The 21,015-nt window shown below is 50.6% G+C and carries 21 protein-coding genes; 17 read left to right on the plus strand and 4 right to left on the minus strand.

All coding sequences use genetic code 11. The features are described from left to right. Positions 1–719: 719 nt before the first annotated feature. Positions 720–1,001, minus strand: a complete 282-nt coding sequence (locus tag DCW36_RS21140) for a hypothetical protein (RefSeq protein WP_114783058.1) — start codon at positions 999–1,001, stop codon at positions 720–722. Between the two features lie 530 nt (positions 1,002–1,531). On the opposite strand from DCW36_RS21140, the gene DCW36_RS21145 reads away from it, so the two are divergent. From DCW36_RS21145 to argH, 9 genes are all read left to right on the plus strand, one after another. Beyond that, complete coding sequence (locus DCW36_RS21145) at positions 1,532–2,170, plus strand: GNAT family N-acetyltransferase (RefSeq protein ID WP_114783059.1); 639 nt, start codon at positions 1,532–1,534, stop codon at positions 2,168–2,170. A 10-nt stretch (positions 2,171–2,180) separates the two neighbouring features. Beyond that, the gene (locus DCW36_RS21150; protein WP_114783060.1) at positions 2,181–3,377 is read left to right on the plus strand and encodes an argininosuccinate synthase; all 1,197 of its coding nucleotides are present in this window, start codon (positions 2,181–2,183) and stop codon (positions 3,375–3,377) included. Then, the gene (argC, locus tag DCW36_RS21155; RefSeq protein WP_114783061.1) at positions 3,377–4,378 is read left to right on the plus strand and encodes an N-acetyl-gamma-glutamyl-phosphate reductase; all 1,002 of its coding nucleotides are present in this window, start codon (positions 3,377–3,379) and stop codon (positions 4,376–4,378) included. The genes DCW36_RS21150 and argC overlap by 1 nt, the downstream gene beginning before the upstream one ends. A 186-nt stretch (positions 4,379–4,564) precedes the next feature. Next, positions 4,565–5,692: an aspartate aminotransferase family protein gene (locus tag DCW36_RS21160; protein WP_114783062.1), complete on the plus strand. Its 1,128-nt coding sequence runs from the start codon at positions 4,565–4,567 to the stop codon at positions 5,690–5,692. A gap of 12 nt (positions 5,693–5,704) precedes the next feature. Beyond that, a complete protein-coding gene (locus DCW36_RS21165; protein ID WP_114783063.1) occupies positions 5,705–6,658 on the plus strand; it encodes a Rossmann-fold NAD(P)-binding domain-containing protein in 954 nt (317 codons plus the stop codon). A gap of 7 nt (positions 6,659–6,665) precedes the next feature. Continuing rightward, positions 6,666–7,460 (plus strand): acetylglutamate kinase, encoded by a 795-nt coding sequence (argB, locus tag DCW36_RS21170; RefSeq protein WP_114783064.1) that lies wholly within the window; start codon positions 6,666–6,668, stop codon positions 7,458–7,460. A gap of 218 nt (positions 7,461–7,678) precedes the next feature. Then, a complete protein-coding gene (gene proC / locus DCW36_RS21175; RefSeq protein ID WP_114783065.1) occupies positions 7,679–8,497 on the plus strand; it encodes a pyrroline-5-carboxylate reductase in 819 nt (272 codons plus the stop codon). A gap of 424 nt (positions 8,498–8,921) precedes the next feature. Then, complete coding sequence (locus tag DCW36_RS21180; protein ID WP_114783066.1) at positions 8,922–9,992, plus strand: M20 family metallo-hydrolase; 1,071 nt, start codon at positions 8,922–8,924, stop codon at positions 9,990–9,992. A gap of 232 nt (positions 9,993–10,224) precedes the next feature. Further along, positions 10,225–11,559, plus strand: coding sequence for an argininosuccinate lyase (gene argH / locus DCW36_RS21185; RefSeq protein WP_114783067.1), 1,335 nt, complete (start codon positions 10,225–10,227; stop codon positions 11,557–11,559). A 250-nt stretch (positions 11,560–11,809) separates the two neighbouring features. Here argH and DCW36_RS21190 read toward each other — a convergent pair whose 3' ends face one another. After that, positions 11,810–12,559: a metallophosphoesterase family protein gene (locus tag DCW36_RS21190; RefSeq protein WP_114783068.1), complete on the minus strand. Its 750-nt coding sequence runs from the start codon at positions 12,557–12,559 to the stop codon at positions 11,810–11,812. A 132-nt stretch (positions 12,560–12,691) separates the two neighbouring features. Between DCW36_RS21190 and DCW36_RS21195 the strand changes: the two genes are divergently transcribed. The 6 genes from DCW36_RS21195 to DCW36_RS21220 all read left to right on the plus strand — a co-directional run bounded on the left by DCW36_RS21195 (position 12,692) and on the right by DCW36_RS21220 (position 18,859). Beyond that, positions 12,692–13,570, plus strand: coding sequence for a peptidase-C39 like family protein (locus DCW36_RS21195; protein ID WP_240676269.1), 879 nt, complete (start codon positions 12,692–12,694; stop codon positions 13,568–13,570). 3 nt (positions 13,571–13,573) lie between these two features. Then, positions 13,574–15,043 (plus strand): RimK family protein, encoded by a 1,470-nt coding sequence (locus DCW36_RS21200; RefSeq protein WP_114783070.1) that lies wholly within the window; start codon positions 13,574–13,576, stop codon positions 15,041–15,043. Further along, positions 15,036–16,289 (plus strand): carboxylate-amine ligase, encoded by a 1,254-nt coding sequence (locus DCW36_RS21205; RefSeq protein WP_114783071.1) that lies wholly within the window; start codon positions 15,036–15,038, stop codon positions 16,287–16,289. The genes DCW36_RS21200 and DCW36_RS21205 overlap by 8 nt, the downstream gene beginning before the upstream one ends. A gap of 4 nt (positions 16,290–16,293) precedes the next feature. Further along, a complete protein-coding gene (locus tag DCW36_RS21210) occupies positions 16,294–17,028 on the plus strand; it encodes an N-formylglutamate amidohydrolase (protein WP_114783072.1) in 735 nt (244 codons plus the stop codon). 167 nt (positions 17,029–17,195) lie between these two features. After that, a complete protein-coding gene (locus DCW36_RS22910) occupies positions 17,196–17,801 on the plus strand; it encodes a YqaE/Pmp3 family membrane protein (RefSeq protein ID WP_240676270.1) in 606 nt (201 codons plus the stop codon). A 137-nt stretch (positions 17,802–17,938) separates the two neighbouring features. Next, entirely contained in the window at positions 17,939–18,859 is a 921-nt protein-coding gene (locus tag DCW36_RS21220) for a DnaJ C-terminal domain-containing protein (RefSeq protein ID WP_114783073.1), read from the plus strand. Between the two features lie 6 nt (positions 18,860–18,865). Here the strand turns inward: DCW36_RS21220 and DCW36_RS21225 are convergent, their stop codons facing one another. Continuing rightward, a complete protein-coding gene (locus DCW36_RS21225) occupies positions 18,866–19,579 on the minus strand; it encodes a pseudouridine synthase (protein WP_114783074.1) in 714 nt (237 codons plus the stop codon). A gap of 162 nt (positions 19,580–19,741) precedes the next feature. Here DCW36_RS21225 and DCW36_RS21230 point away from each other — a divergent pair, with 162 nt between their 5' ends. Next, positions 19,742–19,954, plus strand: coding sequence for a hypothetical protein (locus DCW36_RS21230; protein WP_114783075.1), 213 nt, complete (start codon positions 19,742–19,744; stop codon positions 19,952–19,954). 16 nt (positions 19,955–19,970) lie between these two features. Here the strand turns inward: DCW36_RS21230 and DCW36_RS21235 are convergent, their stop codons facing one another. After that, positions 19,971–20,234, minus strand: coding sequence for a hypothetical protein (locus tag DCW36_RS21235; protein WP_114783076.1), 264 nt, complete (start codon positions 20,232–20,234; stop codon positions 19,971–19,973). A gap of 352 nt (positions 20,235–20,586) precedes the next feature. Here DCW36_RS21235 and DCW36_RS21240 point away from each other — a divergent pair, with 352 nt between their 5' ends. Continuing rightward, complete coding sequence (locus tag DCW36_RS21240) at positions 20,587–20,877, plus strand: GIY-YIG nuclease family protein (protein ID WP_114783118.1); 291 nt, start codon at positions 20,587–20,589, stop codon at positions 20,875–20,877. The last annotated feature ends 138 nt before the right edge of the window (positions 20,878–21,015 follow it).

Below are 21,015 nucleotides of genomic sequence, written 5' to 3' on the forward strand. Positions count from 1 at the left end.
ATGCGCCGATGGTACTGGAGTCACATCCGGGAGAGTAGGTAGCCGCCAACACCATTCCAACAGCCCCTGTACAGCAATGTGCAGGGGCTGTTTGCATTTTAGGATGATTGTAGTATGTTTAACTGCTCCTACTTAAGGAGCAAAGGCTGTGGTGAGAGTGGCAGCAGGATTCCTGAGCTACATTACTACACGGGAGTGTGTCGTAAAAAGGAAGCTAAGCAACAGCAGCGGCTGTGGTGGCAGGTGCAGTAGATTGTCTGCACCACGAATCAACAGATGGGTAGCATCTACTTTGCCACACCATTTTGTGTTTTCTTGTCAGCTTGTAAAAATTTTGTGGCCAAGATCCAAACAGGTAGTACCATTACCCACTTCCGTAAATATAAGCCCTCTTGTCATCCCTAAAGATGACAAAGTAACGAATAGTTTTGTGGGACTGCGAAAAAACAATCTGCTGTAAATTGTACTATTCCATTGTGTCTTCTAGCCTGCAATCACCTGAAGCTGTCTTTTACTGAATGCAAATTTCTTTAAAAGATTCAATTTGTCTCTTGTTGCTCTATTGACTATCTGTGGTTATTGAAGCAACATCATCCCAGTCTTTATCCTAACAAAGTGATTGCAACCACGGCACCGGTACATAATTGAGAAGACCAAAAGCTATGCACCACCAGCCACCAGACCCACTGCTGCTGCTCTAAGGCAGTATCCACCAAATCCTACTCCACCTGCTGCATATCCAGGTAAATCTGGAAGAATAAGAGTAGCACCGCAAAAACGATCAGGAAAAGCCCCGTATAGAATCTCGCTTTTGGAACAGGCGCAAACGAGACGGTACCATCTTCATTCTTGCGTTTAAATTTATAATCGGTGAGAATGAGGCCGTTACCAAAACTTAACCAGATAGCGGAAGTTAAAATTTCTCTTGTAAGAAAAAGGGAAGCAGTACCGATAGCCGAAAAAGCAATACCGATGAACAACCTGATAGAGTAACCTTTCATTATTGAACTTAAATATAGAAATGAAAGTTAAGGCTTTGTGTTTAAACAAAAATAAAAATTTAGAAATTTCCTTAAAATTGGCTGAGTTTTTGTTAATTTTAAAGCGCAAAAACTGGTAATTTCTGAACACATAACAATATATTTTATTTGCCTGTTGTTTTTTACAAAAATTATAAGAAACATTTGCGCCGATATCTGGTATAAACAAGGCAGATACAATTACCATAGATTATAAAATGAAAAAAAAGACGCTTTTATCATCTGAAATGATAAAACACTCCTTACAAGCGAGTGCGACTTTTTCTACCTTCTCCGACAAGGTAGTTTTGCAGGCTTTTGTAACACCTTTCTTTTACAGGCCGTAGGCCGGCACGCATTCCGATTGCCTAAGCGGTAGTCATTTTATTCCCACACTTTCCTTTATTTAATAATAAGCCGGTAGTTATACTGCAGGTATAACTTGATTATTGCTGTCATTTTATAAATCAGAATTTTTCTTTCGCTGTTTCATAAACAGCGCTTATGTTAAGATGAATAATCAAACTTCTTTTATAATTACAGTTGCCGATGAGCAACATGTTAAATATGCCTCTCAGATCTGTGACGAGATGGAATCTTCTGCCAAAGCAAGGGGCACCGGTATTGCCAAGCGCTCCCCTGATTACATTGCGCAGAAAATGCTGGAAGGCAAAGCTGTTATTGCATTACAACAGGACGGCACCTGGGCTGGGTTCTGTTACATCGAAACCTGGAGCCATGGCGAATATGTAGCCAACTCCGGTTTGATTGTTTCGCCTGATCTGCGCAAAAGTGGTTTGGCTAAACAAATTAAAAAGAAGATATTTGAACTTTCGCGCAAGAAATACCCGGATGCCAAGATATTCGGACTCACAACTGCGCTTGCTGTCATGCGCATCAACACAGAACTGGGTTACTCTCCGGTAACTTATTCTGAGTTAACGAAAGATGAAGCGTTCTGGCAGGGCTGCAAAAGCTGCGTGAACTTCGAAATTCTGACCATGAAAGGCCGTACCAACTGCCTGTGCACAGCCATGCTGTATGATCCGGAACGCGAAAAAAAGCGGATGGCCGCGAATGAGCAATATCGTTCATTGGCGGCAGAAGCAACAGAAATAGAAAACCCAAACCTTCAACCTATACACAGTTAAAACCTTTATAATGAACAACAAAGTAGTATTGGCCTTTAGTGGCGGACTGGACACATCGTACTGCGTAAAGCACCTGAAAGAAGACAAAGGGCTGGAAGTATATTCGGTGTTAGTAAATACAGGCGGTTTTTCGGAGGAGGAGCTGAAAGATGTGGAAGCTCGTGCTTACTCGCTTGGTGTAAAAGACCACACCACGCTCGACGAAACCGCATACTACTATCAGAGCTGCATTAAGTATCTTGTTTTTGGCAATGTACTTAAAAACAACACCTATCCCTTATCGGTAAGTGCAGAGCGTGTAACGCAGGCAATTGCCGTTGCCCGTCATGCCAAAGCCGTAGGTGCTGCCTATGTGGCCCACGGCAGTACAGGAGCCGGTAACGACCAGGTGCGTTTCGACATGATCTTCCAGATGATGATTCCGGATACGGAGATCTTAACGCCGATTCGTGACAACAAACTTTCAAGAGAAGAGGAAATTGAGTTCCTGCGCAAGCATGGGGTGGAGGTAGATTTTAAAAAGGCACAATACTCAATTAATAAAGGAATCTGGGGTACATCTGTGGGCGGAAAGGAAACCTTAACATCCAACCAGCCACTACCCGAAGAGGCCTATCCCACCCAACTGAGCAAGGAGCAGCCGGAGCGTGTTACGCTGCACTTCGAGAAAGGCGAACTGAAAGGTATTAACGACAAGACTTATGAGAATCCGGTAGAAGCTATCCAGGCGCTGCAGGAAATGGCAGGTCCGTTTGCCATTGGCCGCGACATCCACGTGGGCGATACCATCATCGGCATCAAAGGTCGTGTAGGCTTTGAAGCTGCTGCACCGATGGTGATCATTAAGGCGCATCATGCGCTGGAGAAGCACGTGCTTACCAAGTGGCAGATTTACTGGAAAGACCAGCTGTCGGTATGGTACGGCAACTGGCTGCACGAAGGTCAGCTCCTGGACCCGACGATGCGCGACATCGAGGCGTTCCTGGAGCATACGCAGGAGAACGTAACCGGAAAAGTATTCGTACTGCTGGCGCCTTACCGTTTCCAGATTGAAGGTATTGAGTCGGAGCACGACCTGATGTCGTCGAAGTTCGGTAGCTACGGCGAGATGAACAAAGGCTGGAGTGGCGACGATGTAAAAGGCTTCTCGAAGATATTCGGTAACCAGTCCGTGATGTACCACAAGATAAACGGAACACTGGACTAATGGCAGAAAAAATAGTGGCAGGCCTTGTGGGTGGTGCCGGGTATGCAGGCGGCGAATTGCTGCGCCTGCTGCTCAACCACCCACAGGTGTCTTTAGCCTTCGTACAAAGCCGCAGCCAGGCGGGAAAGCCCGTTTACGAAACGCACCCTGACCTGCTGGGCGAAACAGATATTACCTTTACTGCTGAAGCAGATGCTCCCGTTGACGTGCTCTTCCTGTGCACGGGTCACGGCGAGGCCAAAAAGTTCTTAGCTACAGCCACCATACCCGCTGCTACCCGCATCATCGACCTGAGCCAGGATTTCCGCTGGAACGAAGGCACGGAAGCAGCTTTTGTGGAAGCTGACGGTAAAACATTTATCTACGGACTGCCGGAACTACAGCGTGAAAAGATAAAGGAGGCACAGCACATCGCCAACCCGGGCTGTTTTGCTACGGCCATACAGCTGGGCTTATTGCCGCTGGCTGCTGAGGGAAAACTGGATGCACCGGTGCACGTGAGCGGCATTACCGGCTCCACCGGTGCCGGCCAGAGCCTGAGCGCGACTTCGCACTTCAGCTGGCGCACCGAGAACGTGTCCACTTACAAAGTGATGGAGCACCAGCACCTGCGCGAAATCAGGCGCACGCTGAAGCAGCTGCAGTCGGAGCAGGTACCACCTATCCATTTTATCCCGTACAGGGGCCCCTTCGCCCGCGGTATCTTCATTACGTCCTACCTGCAGACAAACCTAACGCTGGAGGAAGCGCAGGAGCTGTATGAAGGCTATTATGCCGGTCACCCGTACGTGCACCTCACCAGGCAGAATCCGGACCTGAAGCAGGTGGTGAACACCAATAAGTGTATCATTCAACTGCAAAAGCACGGCGACCAGCTGGTCATCACCAGCATGATCGACAACCTGCTGAAAGGAGCTGCGGGTCAGGCGGTGCAGAACATGAACCTCGTGTTCGGCTTAGAAGAAACCGCCGGCCTGAAGCTGAAGCCTTCGGCGTTTTAGAATTTTGATATTGGCATTTCTGTCCCCCTTTGAAGGGGGTAGGGGGATGATTTACATAAGCGAATTACTGGCTTGAAGCCTTTACTGTACAGGCTGTAGGAATGCAGGTTTTTCCTACAGCCCGTGCCTCATCCCCCTTACCCCCTTCAAAGGGGGACAATTATTCACCGATTCAACCTCAACAACATGAATCTTTTCGACGTTTACCCGCTTTTTGATATAGAACCTGTTAAAGCTTCCGGCCTGAAGGTATGGGACAAGCAGGGAACCGAGTACCTCGACCTCTACGGCGGTCATGCCGTTATTTCCATTGGTCACAGCCATCCGCATTATGTGCAGCGCGTACAGGAGCAGCTGAACAGAATAGGCTTTTACTCCAACGCCGTTAAAATGCCCATGCAGGAAGAACTGGCGCAGAAGCTAGGACAGCTAAGCGGCTACGACGACTATAGCCTCTTCCTGTGCAATTCCGGTGCCGAAGCCAATGAAAATGCCCTGAAACTCGCCTCTTTCCATACCGGGAGAAAAAAGGTGATCACGTTTAAAAACGCCTTCCATGGCCGCACATCCGCTGCCGTGGCAGCGACTGATAATCCTGGCATCATCGCGCCCATCAACGAAACGGATAATTTCCTGTTTCTGCCATTCAACGATCTGAATGCCGTAAAAGAAGCTTTTGCAAGCGAAGAAATAGCCGCTGTAATTGTAGAAGGCATTCAGGGTGTAGGCGGTGTGTATATTCCGGAGCCGGCGTTCCTGCAGGAAGTACACACGCTGTGTAAGGAGAAGGGAGCGCTCCTGATCCTGGACGAAGTTCAGTCGGGCTATGGCCGTTCCGGTAAATTCTTCGCGCACCAGCACGCTGATGTGCGTCCCGACATTATAACGGTAGCCAAAGGCATGGGCAATGGCTTCCCTATCGGGGGAGTACTGATCAATCCTGCTATCCAGGCGAAACACGGCATGCTGGGCACCACCTTTGGGGGGAACTACCTCGCCTGTGCTGCTGGTCTGGCTGTGCTGGAAGTAATGGAGCAGGAAAACCTGCTGGAAAACACCACGACCATCGGCAATTACCTGATGGAAGAGCTGAAACAACTGCCGGGTGTAAAAGAAGTACGCGGACAGGGCCTTATGATCGGGGTGGAACTTGGGGAAAACAGCGCGCCGCTGCGAAACAAACTGCTGAGCGAGTACAAAATTTTTACCGGTTCGGCTTCGAACAAAAACACCTTACGCTTATTGCCTGCCTTAACCATTTCGAAAGAAGAGGCAGATCAGTTTTTAAATGCTTTTAAAGCCTTACTTTCCTAAAAAGAACCTACTATGAAAAACTATACTTCGGTACATGATGTGCCTGATGTGGCTGCACTGGTACAGGAAGCCCTGGAACTGAAAAAGAATCCGTATGCGCATAAATCGCTGGGAGAAAATAAAACACTGGGCCTGATATTCCTGAACCCCAGCCTGCGCACGCGCCTGAGCACCCAGAAAGCAGCCTTGAACCTGGGCATGAACGTGATGGTGATGAACATGGACAAGGAAGGCTGGGCGCTGGAAACACAGGATGGTGTGGTGATGAACGGCACTACGGTGGAACACATTCGTGAAGCCGCTGCCGTGATGGGCCAGTACTGCGATATTCTCGGGCTACGTTCCTTTCCAAAACTGCAGAGCCGGGAAGAAGATTATTCGGAAGACATCCTGAATAAATTCATGAAGTATGCCGGGGTGCCAATTCTGAGCCTGGAATCTGCCACACGCCACCCGCTGCAAAGCCTGGCGGACCTGATCACCATCACCGAGCACAAACCAACCGGGTTAAGGCCGAAGGTGGTACTAACCTGGGCACCGCATGTGAAGGCCCTGCCACAGGCAGTTCCTAACTCCTTTGCCGAGTGGATGTGCGCCGCTGATGTAGATTTCGTGATCGCGCACCCGGAAGGCTACGAACTGGAAAGCAGCTTTACGGATGGTGCCACCATTACCTACGACCAGGATGAAGCGCTGCAGAATGCCGATTTTGTGTACATTAAAAACTGGTCATCTTTCCACGATTACGGTAAAGTACTCACAGAAGGTGAAGGCTGGATGATGACGAATGAGAAACTGGCAAAAACCAACAATGCCAAAGTCATGCACTGCCTGCCGGTTCGCCGCGGGCTGGAACTGAGCCATGAAATTCTCGACGGTCCAAACTCCATCGTCATTCAGGAAGCTGGCAACCGGGTTTATGCAGCGCAGGCTGTTATCAAAAGACTCCTGGAAAACAAAGCGTAAGTTTCTCATGCAGACATTACACATTGTAAAGATCGGGGGTAACATCCTGGACTCGCCACCAAAGCTGCAGCAGTTCTTGGCTGATTTTGCTTCGCTGGAGGGGCCAAAGCTGCTCATCCATGGGGGCGGTAAAATTGCTTCCACTATCGGGCGGCAGCTCGGTATTGAGCCCAACATGGTAGATGGCCGCCGCATCACCGATGCTGAAACCCTGAAACTGGTAACGATGGTATACGGGGGCCTGGTGAATAAAAATGTAGTAGCGCAACTGCAGGCGCTTGGCTGCAACGCCATCGGTCTGACCGGTGCCGATGCCAATATCATTCCGGCCACCAAACGCCCGGTAAAGCAAGTTGATTACGGTTTTGTTGGCGATGTGGCAGGTCCGGAAACAGTCGGTGCCAATGCGTTGGATACATTTCTGAAAATTGGCCTGACACCTGTCTGCGCTCCGCTCACACACGACGGGCAAGGCAACCTGCTCAACACGAATGCCGACACCATTGCCTCGGTACTGGCTACAGCCATGGCGTCTCTTTACCAGGTAAAGCTGATTTACTCGTTCGAGAAACGCGGCGTGCTGCAGGATGCGGAGGATAACGATTCCGTTATTCACCATATTGATAAGGCAAAATACCAGGAACTGAAGGAAACTGGCGTCGTTTCAGCGGGCATGATCCCGAAACTCGACAATGCCTTCGATGCACTGGATAAAGGCGTACGCGCAGTGGTGATAGGCGATGCCGCTGAAATTAATACCATCGTAGCAGGAGGGGAAGCTGGTACGCTGATCACCTTGTAACTTAATTTGCTCAGATCTTTCTTTGCTCTCTTTTGTCATCCTGAAAAGGAGCTCGTGAGCGAGCGCTTGGAATGCTGGCAATGGAAAAAATAAAGATTAGAATTCAAGTAGTTAAATTAGTACCTTCCGCTTTGGCTTTACTGCATCTCGCCCACAAGATCATTTCAGGATGACAGGAGAGAAGAGATAAGTATGGTAGAATCTTAATTTAAACAAAAATGACGAACGAAAATAAGAAAGTAGCTATTCTGGGCGGGGGCAACATGGGGTATGCCCTGGCAAAAGGAATGGTAGCATCCGGTAAATACACAGCAGAAAACATTACCCTGACCCGTCGGAACCTGCGAAGCCTGGATGGTATGGCAAAAGAAGGCTTCCAGGTGAGCACCGACAATCCAGCTGCCGTAGCAGGCGCCGACATTGTGGTGCTGAGCATTCTGCCGCAGCAACTGGATATGGTGCTCGATTCGATTGCAGAAAAAATTGATCCGTCACGCCACCTGCTCATTTCTATTGTGACAGGCGTAACAGTGCAGGATATCCGTAACCGCATTGGCAAAGAGGTGGAAGTTGTTCGTGCCATGCCTAACACCGCCATCGCCATCCGCGAATCCATGACCTGTATTACCAGCAGCAAAGCTTCTCCGGAGAACCAGGCACTGGTAAGGGAGATCTTCGAAGCCGTTGGCGAAACTGTGGAGATTGGGGAAGATATGATGACGCCTGCAACTGCCCTGTGCGCCTGTGGCATCGCCTTCTTCCTGCGTTCTATCCGTGCCGCTGCCCAGGGAGGTACCGAAATCGGCTTCCACGCCAAAGAAGCCCTCCACATGGCCGCCCAGACAGCCAAAGGGGCAGCTGCTTTACTGCTCCAGAACCAAAGCCACCCGGAAAACGAAATCGACAAGGTAACTTCTCCGAAAGGCTGCACCATTGCCGGTCTGAACGAGATGGAACACTATGGCTTCAGTTCCGCCATGATCAAAGGCATCAAAACCTCTTCCCAGAAAGCAGAGCAGCTGTATCATAAGGATTGATTTAGCTGAAGCAGTGTAACTAAGTCCCCCTTTGAAGGCTAATCTTGTAGGGAAAATATTGAACATTATATTATGCCTATTGACATATTCATAGATACATATCGCCAGTTTGAGCGCAGCGGTAACTGGTGGTTGTCCATGAGGCCAGTTTGTAACTGGCGTGGTTACAAAAGCACGAATATTCAGCTACGCCAGTTGAAAACTGGCACCATATATAGCCACAAGTTACCGCTGCGCTCAAACTGGCGGCAGGAATCATTTTATTATTCCATTTTTTCCCTACAAGATTAGCTTTGAAGGGGGTAGGGGGATGTATTACACCTGAGTACAAATTTATTGAGGGCAATTAATCATTTAACTTTATTCACAGCCCGTGCAACATCCCCCTAACCCCCTTCAAAGGGGGACTTTTCGCGTTTAGTATATGAACAAAGAATACCTATTTCAGGAAGCACTGGATCTGCTGCAGGAACTTATTTCTATTCCTTCGTTCAGCAGGGAAGAAGATAAGACGGCTGAGGTAATAGCGGCCTTCCTGGAAAAGCATGGGGTAGAAATAAAGCGACAGGGAAACAACGTCTGGGCGTACAACAAGCATTTCAAGCCCGAACGGCCGACCTTGCTGCTCAACTCGCACCACGACACCGTAAAGCCCAATACCGGCTACACCCGCGACCCGTTCGCACCTGCCATAGAAGACGGCAAGCTGTATGGCCTGGGCAGTAACGATGCCGGTGGTTGCCTGGTGTCGCTGCTGGCTACGTTCCTGTACTTTTATGAGCAGGAAAACCTGAGCTACAACCTGGTAATGGCCGCGACGGCTGAAGAAGAAATTTCCGGTAGAAACGGCCTGGAATCCATCCTGCCGGAACTCGGTGAACTGGAAGTAGCGATAGTAGGCGAACCAACCTTGCTGCATTTGGCGGTCGCTGAAAAAGGCCTGATGGTGCTCGACTGTGTAGCCGAAGGACGCTCCGGGCACGCTGCCCGCGAAGAAGGGCTGAATGCCATCTACGAAGCCCTGCCAGACATCCTCTGGTTCCGCGACTATCGTTTTCCAAAAGAATCCGCTTACCTGGGACCAATCAAAATGTCGGTTACGGTCATACAGGCTGGTACGCAGCACAACGTGGTGCCGGACCGTTGCCAGTACACGGTAGATGTTCGCCTCACCGATGCATATAGTATGAAAGAAGTACTGGAAATCATCCGGTCGAATGTGAAGTCGCAGGTAACGCCGCGTTCCATGCGCTTGAAACCTTCGTCCATCCCGATGGAGCACCCGCTGGTGCAGGCTGGCATCCAAATGGGCCGCAACACCTACGGCTCCCCAACCACCTCCGACCAGGCCATGCTCTCTATCCCATCGCTCAAAATGGGCCCCGGCGACTCCGCACGCTCCCACATGGCTGACGAGTTTATTTATGTGCAGGAGATAGAAGAGGGGATTAACACCTATATTGCCTTGCTGGAGAAGGTGATAGTGAAGAAGTAAAGAAAAATACTGTAGCCAAAAAGTACCTGCTGCTCACAGCTCTTTCGGATGTTTTCATCCGAAAGCAAACTGCAGGGGATCTCCAGATCCCCGTAAACCAGCAGCAGTTACAACCTTTGGTACGGGGATTTGTAATCCCCTTCCTAAAAACTTCCGGATATAATATCCGGAAGAGCGAAAGACAATAAAAGAATTAGCACATCAGCACATTAACCCATTAGCACATTAAAAGATGAAGCTCTGGCAAAAGAACACAAGCGTAGCAGAAGAAATAGAAAAGTTTACCGTAGGCAAAGACCCGGAATTTGATTTGCAACTGGCCGCCTTCGATGTGCTGGGATCATTGGCGCACACCCGCATGCTCGAAAGTATCGGACTGTTGGAAAAAGAAGAGCTGGACGAATTGCAGCGGGAACTGAAGGTAATCTATGCTTCCGTTCAGGAAGGCAGCTTTGCCATAGAACCGGGTGTGGAGGATGTGCACTCGCAGGTAGAACTGGAGCTGACGCGTCGTGTAGGCGATGCCGGCAAGAAAATCCACAGCGGGCGCTCCCGAAACGACCAGGTGCTGCTTGACCTCAAGTTGTTCTTCCGCCACCAGCTGCAGCAAACGGTGGAGCAGGTTCAGCTTTTATTCCAGACGCTGCTGGAGCAAAGTGAGAAGCACAAGGATAAATTGCTCCCAGGTTACACGCACCTGCAGGTCGCCATGCCATCGTCCTTCGGCCTCTGGTTCGGCGCCTATGCCGAAAGCCTGGTAGATGACGTTACGATGCTGCATGCTGCTTATAAAATTGCCGACAAAAACCCGCTGGGCTCTGCTGCCGGTTACGGCTCGTCTTTCCCGCTTAACCGCCAGATGACAACGGACTTGCTAGGCTTCGAGGCGCTGAACTACAACGTGGTATACGCGCAGATGGGCCGCGGCAAAACAGAGCGGGTGGTGAGTGTGGCCATTGCTTCGGTAGCTGCTACGCTGGCCCGTATGTCCATGGACCTGTGCCTGTACATGAGCCAGAACTTTGGCTTTGTAACGCTGCCTGATAACCTGACGACCGGTTCCAGCATCATGCCGCACAAAAAGAACCCGGATGTATTTGAAATAATGCGCGGCAAGTGCAACCGTCTGCAGGCGCTACCAACAGAGGTATCCATGCTGCTTACCAATCTGCCATCCGGGTACCACCGCGAGCTGCAGCTCCTGAAGGAAGCTGTTTTCCCGGCCTTTACGGAACTGGAGAACTGCCTGGGCATGATGACCTACATGGTACAGCACCTGCAGGTGCGCGATAACATCATGGACGAAGAAAAATACAAATACGCTTTCAGTGTGGATGCCGTAAATGCTGAAGTACTGAATGGTGTACCTTTCCGGAATGCGTATAAGAAAGTAGGAGAGTCAATTGAAGCTGGTACCTTTACCGTTCCAGAATCTGTAACGCATACGCACGAAGGCAGTATTGGCAACCTCTGCAACGAGCAGATCAGGCAACTGATGCAAAAGCAGGTGGAGGCTTTCCATTTTGAGCGTGCCGGCAATGCCCTGCAGGAACTGGTAAAGGAATAGAAGTTTGCCTTTTTGGCTACTCCGGATTTTTTAATCCGGAGTATGATGGTGGCGGGGCTCCAGACCCGCCTACTCATTTTTTGGAGGAGCAGAGGCTGTGGTGGCAGCTGCAGTCTTTAGTTCTGGCACCACTTTTTTTCTTTCATCACCTCTACAAGCGGTTCAGACGATCTGCAGCAGTCACCATTCCCTTTGCGCCTGCTTTAAAAGTCTGCTGCTGCTGCCACCACAGCCTCTGCTGCAGCCGGACTCAGATTTCCAGCAGATAAAATGGTGTTGCATAGCCTTCCTTCAGCAGGATGTTTTTAGACACGTTGAACACCCGCACACCTGTGGAGGTGGCGCCTTCCAGTACGCCGATGTGGGCATGTCCGTGAAAAGCAGCCACCACATTCCGGCGGTTAAGCGGTTCCTCCAGCCGTGAACTGCCCAGGAAAGGATAAATAGCTTCCGGTTCGCCCTCCACGGTAGCCTGGATCGGGGCGTAATGCAGCAGCACCACCTTTTTCAGCTCCGCGTGTTCGCTGTCGAGGTGCGCCAGTGCGGCGTCCAGTTTTAAGGCTTCGTTTACCGTTTCCTGCACAAAGTCCTTGTTCAGCTGCTCGCCGAACATGCCCAGCATGTATTTATCGAAACCGCCGCCGTAGCCTTTCACCCCGGCAAACCCCACATCATTGATCACTTCAAAATCACCGTCCAGAATCCGCATATTAGCATTGGTAAGAATTTTCTTCAGTTTTTTTACCTGGTCGTGGTCGTAGTCGTGGTTGCCGAGTACGGCCAGCACCGGAATGGAACAGGATTTTAGTTCATTGGCCAGTACTTCGGCCTCCGCTTCTTTGCCTGTATCGGTTAAATCGCCGCAGAGCAGCAGCACGTCTGCCTTCTCCGACACTTCCCTGAAAAAGTCCGACCACTTGCCGCTGTCATGTTCATGTATGTGTATGTCGCCAACGGCTGCTATTCTTGTCTTCCGGGTCTCAGATTTTTCTTTTGCCATAGGTCAGGGTAAAATTGATGTAACCCTCTTATAGTGATATCGCCTTAAATGGTTGCACGCAGGGCGGGGGCTGCGTGTAAATAAATCCCATAAGCGCATCACAAATCAACTTCCTCGGATTTACAGGTTCTCATGCTACAGCCAAAGTATGAGGCACTTGCACAGGCGCAGAAAGCAAGCGGCAGGACACCCGCAGGAGCAGTAAAGAATATCTTGCTGCGTTCCTATAACTTATGCCAGCTGGTGCGTATAACAGGCAAATGTTTTTCTGAAGCTAAAACATATGCCGTGATTCCGATAAAGATACACACACAACCAGACGACTCCACCTGTGGCCCTACCAGCCTGCATGCCGTGTACAGGTATTACAAAGACCCCATCAGCCTTTCGGATGTAATAAAAGAAGTGCCTTACCTCGACGAAGGGGGCACCCTGGAAGTACTGCTGGCCTGCCATGCCCTGGAGCGGGGCTACAAAGCCCGGATTTATACGTATAACCTGCATGTTTTCGACCCCACCTGGTTTAAGCTGGGAAACGAAGAAATTATTCAGAAGCTGGAAGCACAGCTGAAAATCAAAAAAGGCAGTAAGCTTAAAAGAGCTACCATGGCGTATATCGATTTCCTGGAGCTGGGCGGCGAACTACGCTGTGCCGACCTTACAAAATCGTTGCTGCGGGGCTATTTCGACAAAGGCATTCCGCTGCTGACAGGTCTCAGCGCCACCTACCTGTACCAGAGCGCCCGGGAATACACCACGCCGACAGGCGAATCGGCTTATGACGATGTGCTGGGCTACCCGATGGGGCACTTCGTGGTTCTCTGCGGCTTTGGAGAAGATCAGCAGCACATTGTAGTGGCCGACCCGTACCAGGAGAATCCCTACTTCAAAAACAATTACTACGAGGTAAGTGCAACCCGTTTACTTAACTCCATCATGCTGGGCATGTCTACGTACGATGCGAATCTGCTGGCCATCCAGCCTGGTGCGAATGAACCCGTTCAGGAATAAAGAATGCGAAAAATTGTAGTGGTCGACAATCCCAAAGACTGGGGTGTGACAATAGAGGATGTAGAAGTGGTGGATGTTCAGAATTACCTGACAGGAAGTAGCTACACAGAAATTAAAAACGCCCGCATCTTTAACCTTTGCCGCTCTTACAAATACCAGAGCGCCGGATACTATGTGTCGTTGCTGGCAGAGGCCCGGGGGCATAAACCAATTCCCAGCGTTACTACCATGCAGGACCTGAAAACGCCTACCATTGTGCGGGCTATCACGGTGGAATTGGAAGACCTGATCAAAAAGAACCTGAGCAGCCTGCGCTCCAAAACCTTCACGCTCAGTATTTACTTCGGGCAGAATGTAGCTACCAAATACGAAAAACTAAGCAAACAGCTCCACGACCTGTTCCAGGCGCCCCTGCTGCGGGCGCATTTTGTAAAGAAAGACGAATGGGTGCTGCAGTGCATTTCGCCCATCCCGATCAACGAGGTGCCGGAGCATCACTGGAAATACCTGGTACGGTTTGCCAAAGCCTATTTTTCGAGACACCGTTTTTCGGGGGCACGCATCAGCCGCAAAATTTACGACCTGGCCATCCTGGTAGACCCGAACGAAAAAGAACCGCCATCAAATAAAAAAGCAATTCAGCATTTCCTGGATGCAGCTGATGCACTGGGGTTTTATGCCGAACTCATCACTCGGGAAGACTACCGGAGGCTGGCCGAATTCGACGCGCTCTTTATCCGCGAAACCACTTCCGTGAACCACCACACCTACAAGTTTGCCCGCAAAGCACATGCCGACGGGCTGGTGGTGATAGACGATCCGGTGTCCATACTCAGGTGCACGAACAAGGTCTATTTAGCGGAACTGCTTGCCAAAGCGAAAGTGGCCACGCCTAAAACCATGATCATCCACCGCGACAACAAGCTACAGGTGGAGAAGGAACTGGGGCTGCCCTGTGTGCTGAAAAAACCGGACAGCTCCTTTTCGCAGGGGGTGGTGAAAGCCAAGGATACGGAAGGACTGCAGGAAGTGCTGGACGAAATGCTGTCGGATTCGGAGCTGATCATCGGGCAGGAGTTTATTCCAACGGATTTCGACTGGCGCATTGGCGTGCTGGACAAGCAGCCGCTCTATGCCTGCAAATACTACATGGCCAAAGGGCACTGGCAAATCTATAACTGGGAAGGCAAGAAACAGGACACCGAAGGCGATGTGGAAACAGTGCCCTTTGAGCAGGTGCCATTCTTCGTACTGCACACGGCCCTGAAAGCGGCCAACCTGATAGGCAACGGTTTGTATGGCGTTGATGTAAAAGAAATAAACGGAAAGGCCTATGTGATTGAGGTAAACGACAACCCGAGCATTGATGCCGGCTGCGAAGATAGGATCCTGAAGAAGGAGCTGTACCAGTCCGTTTTGAAATCAATTAAAAGACGCATCGATAACAATAAAAATATCCGTAGCGATGAATAGCGAAACAAATCACCTGCACCTGTTTGCCGGATTTGGCGTGGAACTGGAATATATGATCGTAAGCAAGAACGACCTGCGGGTGCTCCCGGTTGCTGACAAACTGATTTATGATGAAGTAGGCGCCTACGTGTCGGATGTGGAATTCGGGAATATTGCCTGGTCCAACGAACTGGTGCAGCACGTGGTAGAGCTCAAGACCCAGGGGCCGGTGGCCTCGCTGGTTGGCTTGGCAGACACCTTTCAGCAGCACATTCAAAAAATAAACGGGATGCTGGAAAAGTACGATGCCATGCTGCTGCCAACCGGAGCCCACCCGCTGATGGACCCGCACCAGGAAACCGTTATCTGGCAGCACGAGCACAACGCCATTTACGAAGCCTACAACCGCATTTTCGACTGCCGCGGGCATGGTTGGGCCAACCTGCAAAGCACACACCTCAACCTGCCCTTTGCCGACGATGCGGAATTTGAAAAGCTGCATGCGGCTATCCGGATGATCCTTCCCATCCTGCCTGCGCTAAGCGCCTCTTCGCCCATTCTGGATGGTAAACTGACCGGCTTCCAGGACACCCGCCTGGAAGTGTATCGCCTGAACCAGCAGAAAATTCCCTCCATTACCGGGCATGTGATACCGGAGCGGGTGTTCAGCAGGAAAGATTACGAAGAACAGATACTGCAACGCTCTTACGCTGATGTGGCGCCTCATGACCCCGATGGCGTGCTGATGGACGAGTTCCTGAACTCCCGTGGCGCTATTGCGCGGTTCGGGCGCGGAACAATCGAGATCAGGCTGCTCGACATACAGGAATGTCCTGCCGCAGACATGGCCATTCTGCAGGCGGTGGTGGTGGTGCTGGAGGCATTGGTTGGCGGACGATGGGGCAGGTGGAGAACCCTGGAAGAGCAGAAGCAGTTCGACGAAAAAGAACTGGCCGACATTTTCCTGCAGGTGATCCGGACAGGGCAGGAGACACTGCTGACCGATATCAAATACCTGCACTTTTTCAGCATGGATAAAGCCGAAGGCTGTTCGGCCGGGGAGTTGTGGTACCACCTGTTATTCGACCTGGCAGATTTCAGCGAACAGCCGGAGGTGAAACACGCGCTGGATGTCATTCTAACCCAGGGCAACCTTTCCAGGCGAATACTAAAGGCGCTGGGCGAGAACCCTACACCCGAACGGATACAGGAGGTTTACCGGCAGCTGGCCGCTTGCCTGCAGAACGGGAAAGTATTTACTCCTTAAGGCTATGTTAAAGCTACTGCTAACCTGTGAACACGGCGGCAACAGCATTCCGCCTGCCTATCGCGCGCTATTCGAAGGGCACGATGCCTTGCTGGCCACCCACCGCGGCTACGACATCGGCGCACTCGACCTGTTCAATCACCTGAAAGACCTGACGCCCGACAGCTTTTTTGCCGTGGAAAGCCGGCTGCTCGTAGAACTGAACCGGTCAGTTGGCCAGGAAGACCTGTTTTCAGGCATAACCGGAAAGCTGACGGAAGAAGAAAAGAACGTGCTGCTGCAGAAACACTATTACCCCTTCCGCAACCAGGTGGAGCAGGTGGTGCAGGGGCATATGGCGGCAGGCAACCAGGTGCTGCACGTGGCCGTCCATTCGTTCACGCCCGAGCTTAATGGCGAAATAAGGCAGGCAGACATCGGCTTGCTGTACGACCCGGAGCGCGGGCCGGAGCACCTGTTTTGCTCCGACTGGAAAAAAGCGCTGGAGCTCGAGGCCCCGGAGTTCCAGGTGCGGTATAACTACCCGTACCTGGGCACTGCAGACGGCTTCCCGACCTACCTGCGCCATAAATTTGATGCCTCACAGTACGGCGGCATAGAACTGGAAGTAAACCAGAAGTACGCACAGGAAGCGCACAGGCAGTGGCACCGGCTGAAAGTTGTCCTGCGGAAAACGCTTCGGAGTACCTTTGAAAAACATTCCCAGGGGTTCGCTGCACAACAACCCCTGACACCCTGAACAGCTTGATCAGGAAAAAAACAAATGTTGCTACTTTGCATTAGCAGAACAAAAGGAAGTAATAGAAAGTATGGTTACTATCATCAGCATGTTATAAATTTGCGTTGCCTTTTGGCAGTTGAATAAGAGTATTTAGTTAAATCAACAAAATTTTACCACCTAAAACTATGAATCTAAAAAGTTTACGTCACCTCGTTCTGGTCCTGTTCGCGGGCCAGCTGCTGTTTTCCTGTAACTCCGCCAGGTATTACGAATTTTCGGCTCACAAGCAGGAACCGTACCACCAGCTGAAGCAAAAGCCGGCACCAGCTCCTTCCTTAGCAGAAGTTGCCCTTGCCGCAGCAGAAGCAAAGGCTGTGGAGGCAGCTGCAGAACCAATTCTGGAAGCCAGTACGCTAACTGCTCCGGTTAAAGCCGCCCCCAAAGCTGTTGCGCCAAAAGTTAAAGCAGCAGAGGCTGTGGTAACTGCTGCTGAAAATGCGGAGAAGAGCCTGACGGAGGCTGAAGCTGTGGCGATGGCTAAAGAGACCATGGCTTCTATGACGAAGGCTGAGAAAAAGGAGCTGAAGAAACAACTGAAAGAAAACCTGCGGCAACGGAATGCGGGCAATGTATCGGTCGTCGAAATCATTTTATCGTTCCTGTTGCCTCCGCTGGCCGTGTACCTGCACTCCGACATTGGCACCGAGTTCTGGATCAGTGTTATCCTGACCTTGCTGGGCTGGATTCCGGGAATCATCTACGCCTTACTGATTGTGACTGACACCATTTAACAACCAAAAGAAGTCAACGTAAAAAGCACCGTATCGCGCGGTGCTTTTTTAATTTTGTACAGCTAAACTCAATTTTCCCGGCATCGTTAATTTCTGAAAAGCGTTGTCTCTATCATTGCTGATATACATTCTGATGTATGGAATACAAGGACTATTACAAAATACTGGGCGTTGATAAAAAAGCCTCACAGGCCGATATCAAAAAGGCATACCGCGCGCTGGCCAAAAAATATCACCCTGATAAAAACAAGAACGATCAGGCAGCAGAAGAAATGTTCAAAAACATAAGCGAAGCATATGAAGTGCTGGGGGACGAGGAAAAACGAAAGCAGTACGACCAGCTCGGTTCCAACTGGAAACAGTATCAGCAGGGTGGTTTTGGAGGCGGCCAGTACCAGGGCTTCGGAGGCCGTGGTGGCTTTGGCGGCGATGCAGGCGATGTATTCGGGTCTGACTTTTCCGATTTTTTCCAGCAGTTTTTTGGAGGCGGCGGTTTTGGCCAGGCCGGTGGCGGCAGGCGCACCCGTAGCCAACGCGGACAGGATAACCAGGCTGATATGGTGATCACGCTGGAGGAAGCTTACCACGGCACCGCCCGCCTGATCACGGTAAACGGGCAGCAGCTGCGCATCAAAACCAAACCGGGTGTGGCCGACGGGCAGGAGCTGCGCATCAAAGGCAAAGGCGGACCGGCTGTAGTGGCGGGTGGTGAAAGCGGCGACCTCTTCATCAAAGTGCATGTGCAGCCCCATCCGGTGTTCGAACGGAAAGGAAACGACCTCCACCTTCCCCTGCAGCTCAGCATGTACGATGCCATTCTCGGCGGCAGCGCTGAAGTAAAGACGCTCACCGGCAACATCAAACTGAACATACCAGCCGGCACCCAGCACGGGCAATCTCTGCGGCTGAAAGGCAAAGGCATGCCCCTTTACGGCAAAACCGACCAGTTCGGCGATTTATATGTCAAGATAAAAGTGGTGCTGCCAACCGACCTGACGCCGGAGGAAAAAGACCTGCTGCAGAAACTGCGCGACCTCCGGACGGCAAAGCACAGGTAACCAGAATTAAAAATGTTCAGTCAGCGCCTCTGTCCAGTTAAATTGCCGGCAGAGGCGCTGCATGTTTTCGGGCATGGCCGTTTTAATGGTAACCGGCTGCTGCGTGTAAGGGTGCAGAAACCGGAGTTCAGCGGAGTGCAGCAGCATATAAGGGCTGTCCAGCTTTTCGCGGAACATCTGGTTATGCCGCCAGTCGCCGTGCCGCTTATCGCCCACAATATAGTGCCGGATATGGGCAAAATGCTTCCGGATCTGGTGCATCCGGCCCGTCTCCGGCTTTACTTTCACCAATGAATAGCGCGCTGTGGCATAGCGGCCCACTGGCTCCGGTAGTTCTACCGTTGCCAGCCGTTCGTAATGCGTTACGGCCTCCTGCGGCGCTTTATGCTGGTGGTCTTTGTCGGGGCGGATAGGAGAGTCTATCGTTTCTGCAGTTGCCGTGTAGCCGCGCACAATGGCGTAATACGTCTTTTCCACCTGCCGCTCATCAAACGCTTTTACCATACAGGCGGCTGCCTCCGGACTTTTGGCAAACAGCAGTACTCCGGAGGTGCCGCGGTCGAGGCGGTGCACCGTGTAGAGGTGGTAGCCCAACTGGTCGCGGAGCAGCTGCAGCGCAAATTCTTTTTTCTCTTCGGCAATCCGGGTGCGGTGCACCAGCAGCCCGTTCGGTTTATGGATGGCGACATACTGCGCATCCTCATAAATAACTTCTAACACAGAAACCGGTAATTAGATGAACGGGTAAAGATAAGCCATCGGAAAGCGAATCAAAAACATTGCTGCACCTGCCACCACAGCCTCAGCTCCACAAAGCGGTAATTTTATTTCTGCAAAACCCTATCTTTGGAGTTCAGGTACAGTGATAAAAAAGGAATTACAATGGCACTATCGTTTGATAACCTCCGGATAGGAAAAAAATACAGCCTGCGCAACTTTGGCGAAACCTTCGATTTTCAGGTAATAGCCATGCCCGAAGAAGGCTCCTACAAGGTGAAAGACCTGAATACGCTGGAAGTGTTCCTGCTGGAGGACCTGGTGCAGTATGGAAAAGGGAAGGATTTTGATTTACAGGAGCTTGGAAACCTGGACTAACACTGTTCCTCTTTTACTACATTCCACGAGTAACTTTTCCCTTCAAGTCCCAGTGGCTTTTCAGGATTTCGTCGCTGTTTGGTTTACGCACAATTTTTCGCGTATAGCGTTCCCCGGCAATGGCGCCATCCTCGCGTCGTTTGCCAATAAATAACGTGACCGGCTCACCAAGTTCATTCGTTATAAAGGTGATGTCTTTGCCATGGTAGCTGTCATCAATGCGGGTATCCGGGGCATACTTCTTGTTCAGTTTTGCCACCAGCTTTTCGTTTAAGGCCATCGTGTCGCTCTGGTTTTTCTTCTGGTACGCAACAACCCTTGCTTGGTTAACCCTGCTTATCCCGACACAGGAGTAAATGGCAACTATATTGGGTTATTAACATAAGTAAAAAAATAATTAACATAGTGCAACAAAGTTTCTGCCTTTTCTGTATCTTTGTTCAAGCACACGCACATATTCCACCGAATCGCCTGCTAACACTGTTACTGACCCGATTTCACTTCGGTTTTGTACAGGAATTAACCTGGCCGGGTTCACCATAAAATAATTCACCCTTAAACACGTTATGTAAAGATAAATTTAACGCAGGTTCGGCGTGGTAAAAACGCGCCAACTGTTTAAGAGTTTAATTATGGCAACAACAGACCCGCATTTTTTTGTTTATATATTTGGCGATGAACCCCGAAGTGGTGTTGATATCGGCATAGCAGGCGACCTGCAGCAGCATGTACAGGAGGTAACCGGTAACGTAAAAGAGCCTGCCCCGGTAAACCAGAAGCTGGTTTATTATGAGTATTATATTGCCGAAGAGGTGGCTGTAGCCCGCGAACAGCAGCTCAAGCAGAACACCAACGACGCTAATTTTCACCTCATCGAGTCGATGAACCCTAACTGGCTGGACCTTAGCGATACACTGGAATAGTACCTGGCAAGCAACTTTGCTCAACCGGCACAAGTCCGTGAACAGAACGTCACACGGGCTGTTGCCGGTTTTTTTTCGTTCCCCATTACCCCACCAAATCCGTATCTTTACAGGCTAAGGGAACATGAATCCCGATCA

It is taken from the genome of Botryobacter ruber (genome assembly GCF_003347595.2).
Classification (GTDB): domain Bacteria; phylum Bacteroidota; class Bacteroidia; order Cytophagales; family Hymenobacteraceae; genus Pontibacter; species Pontibacter ruber_A.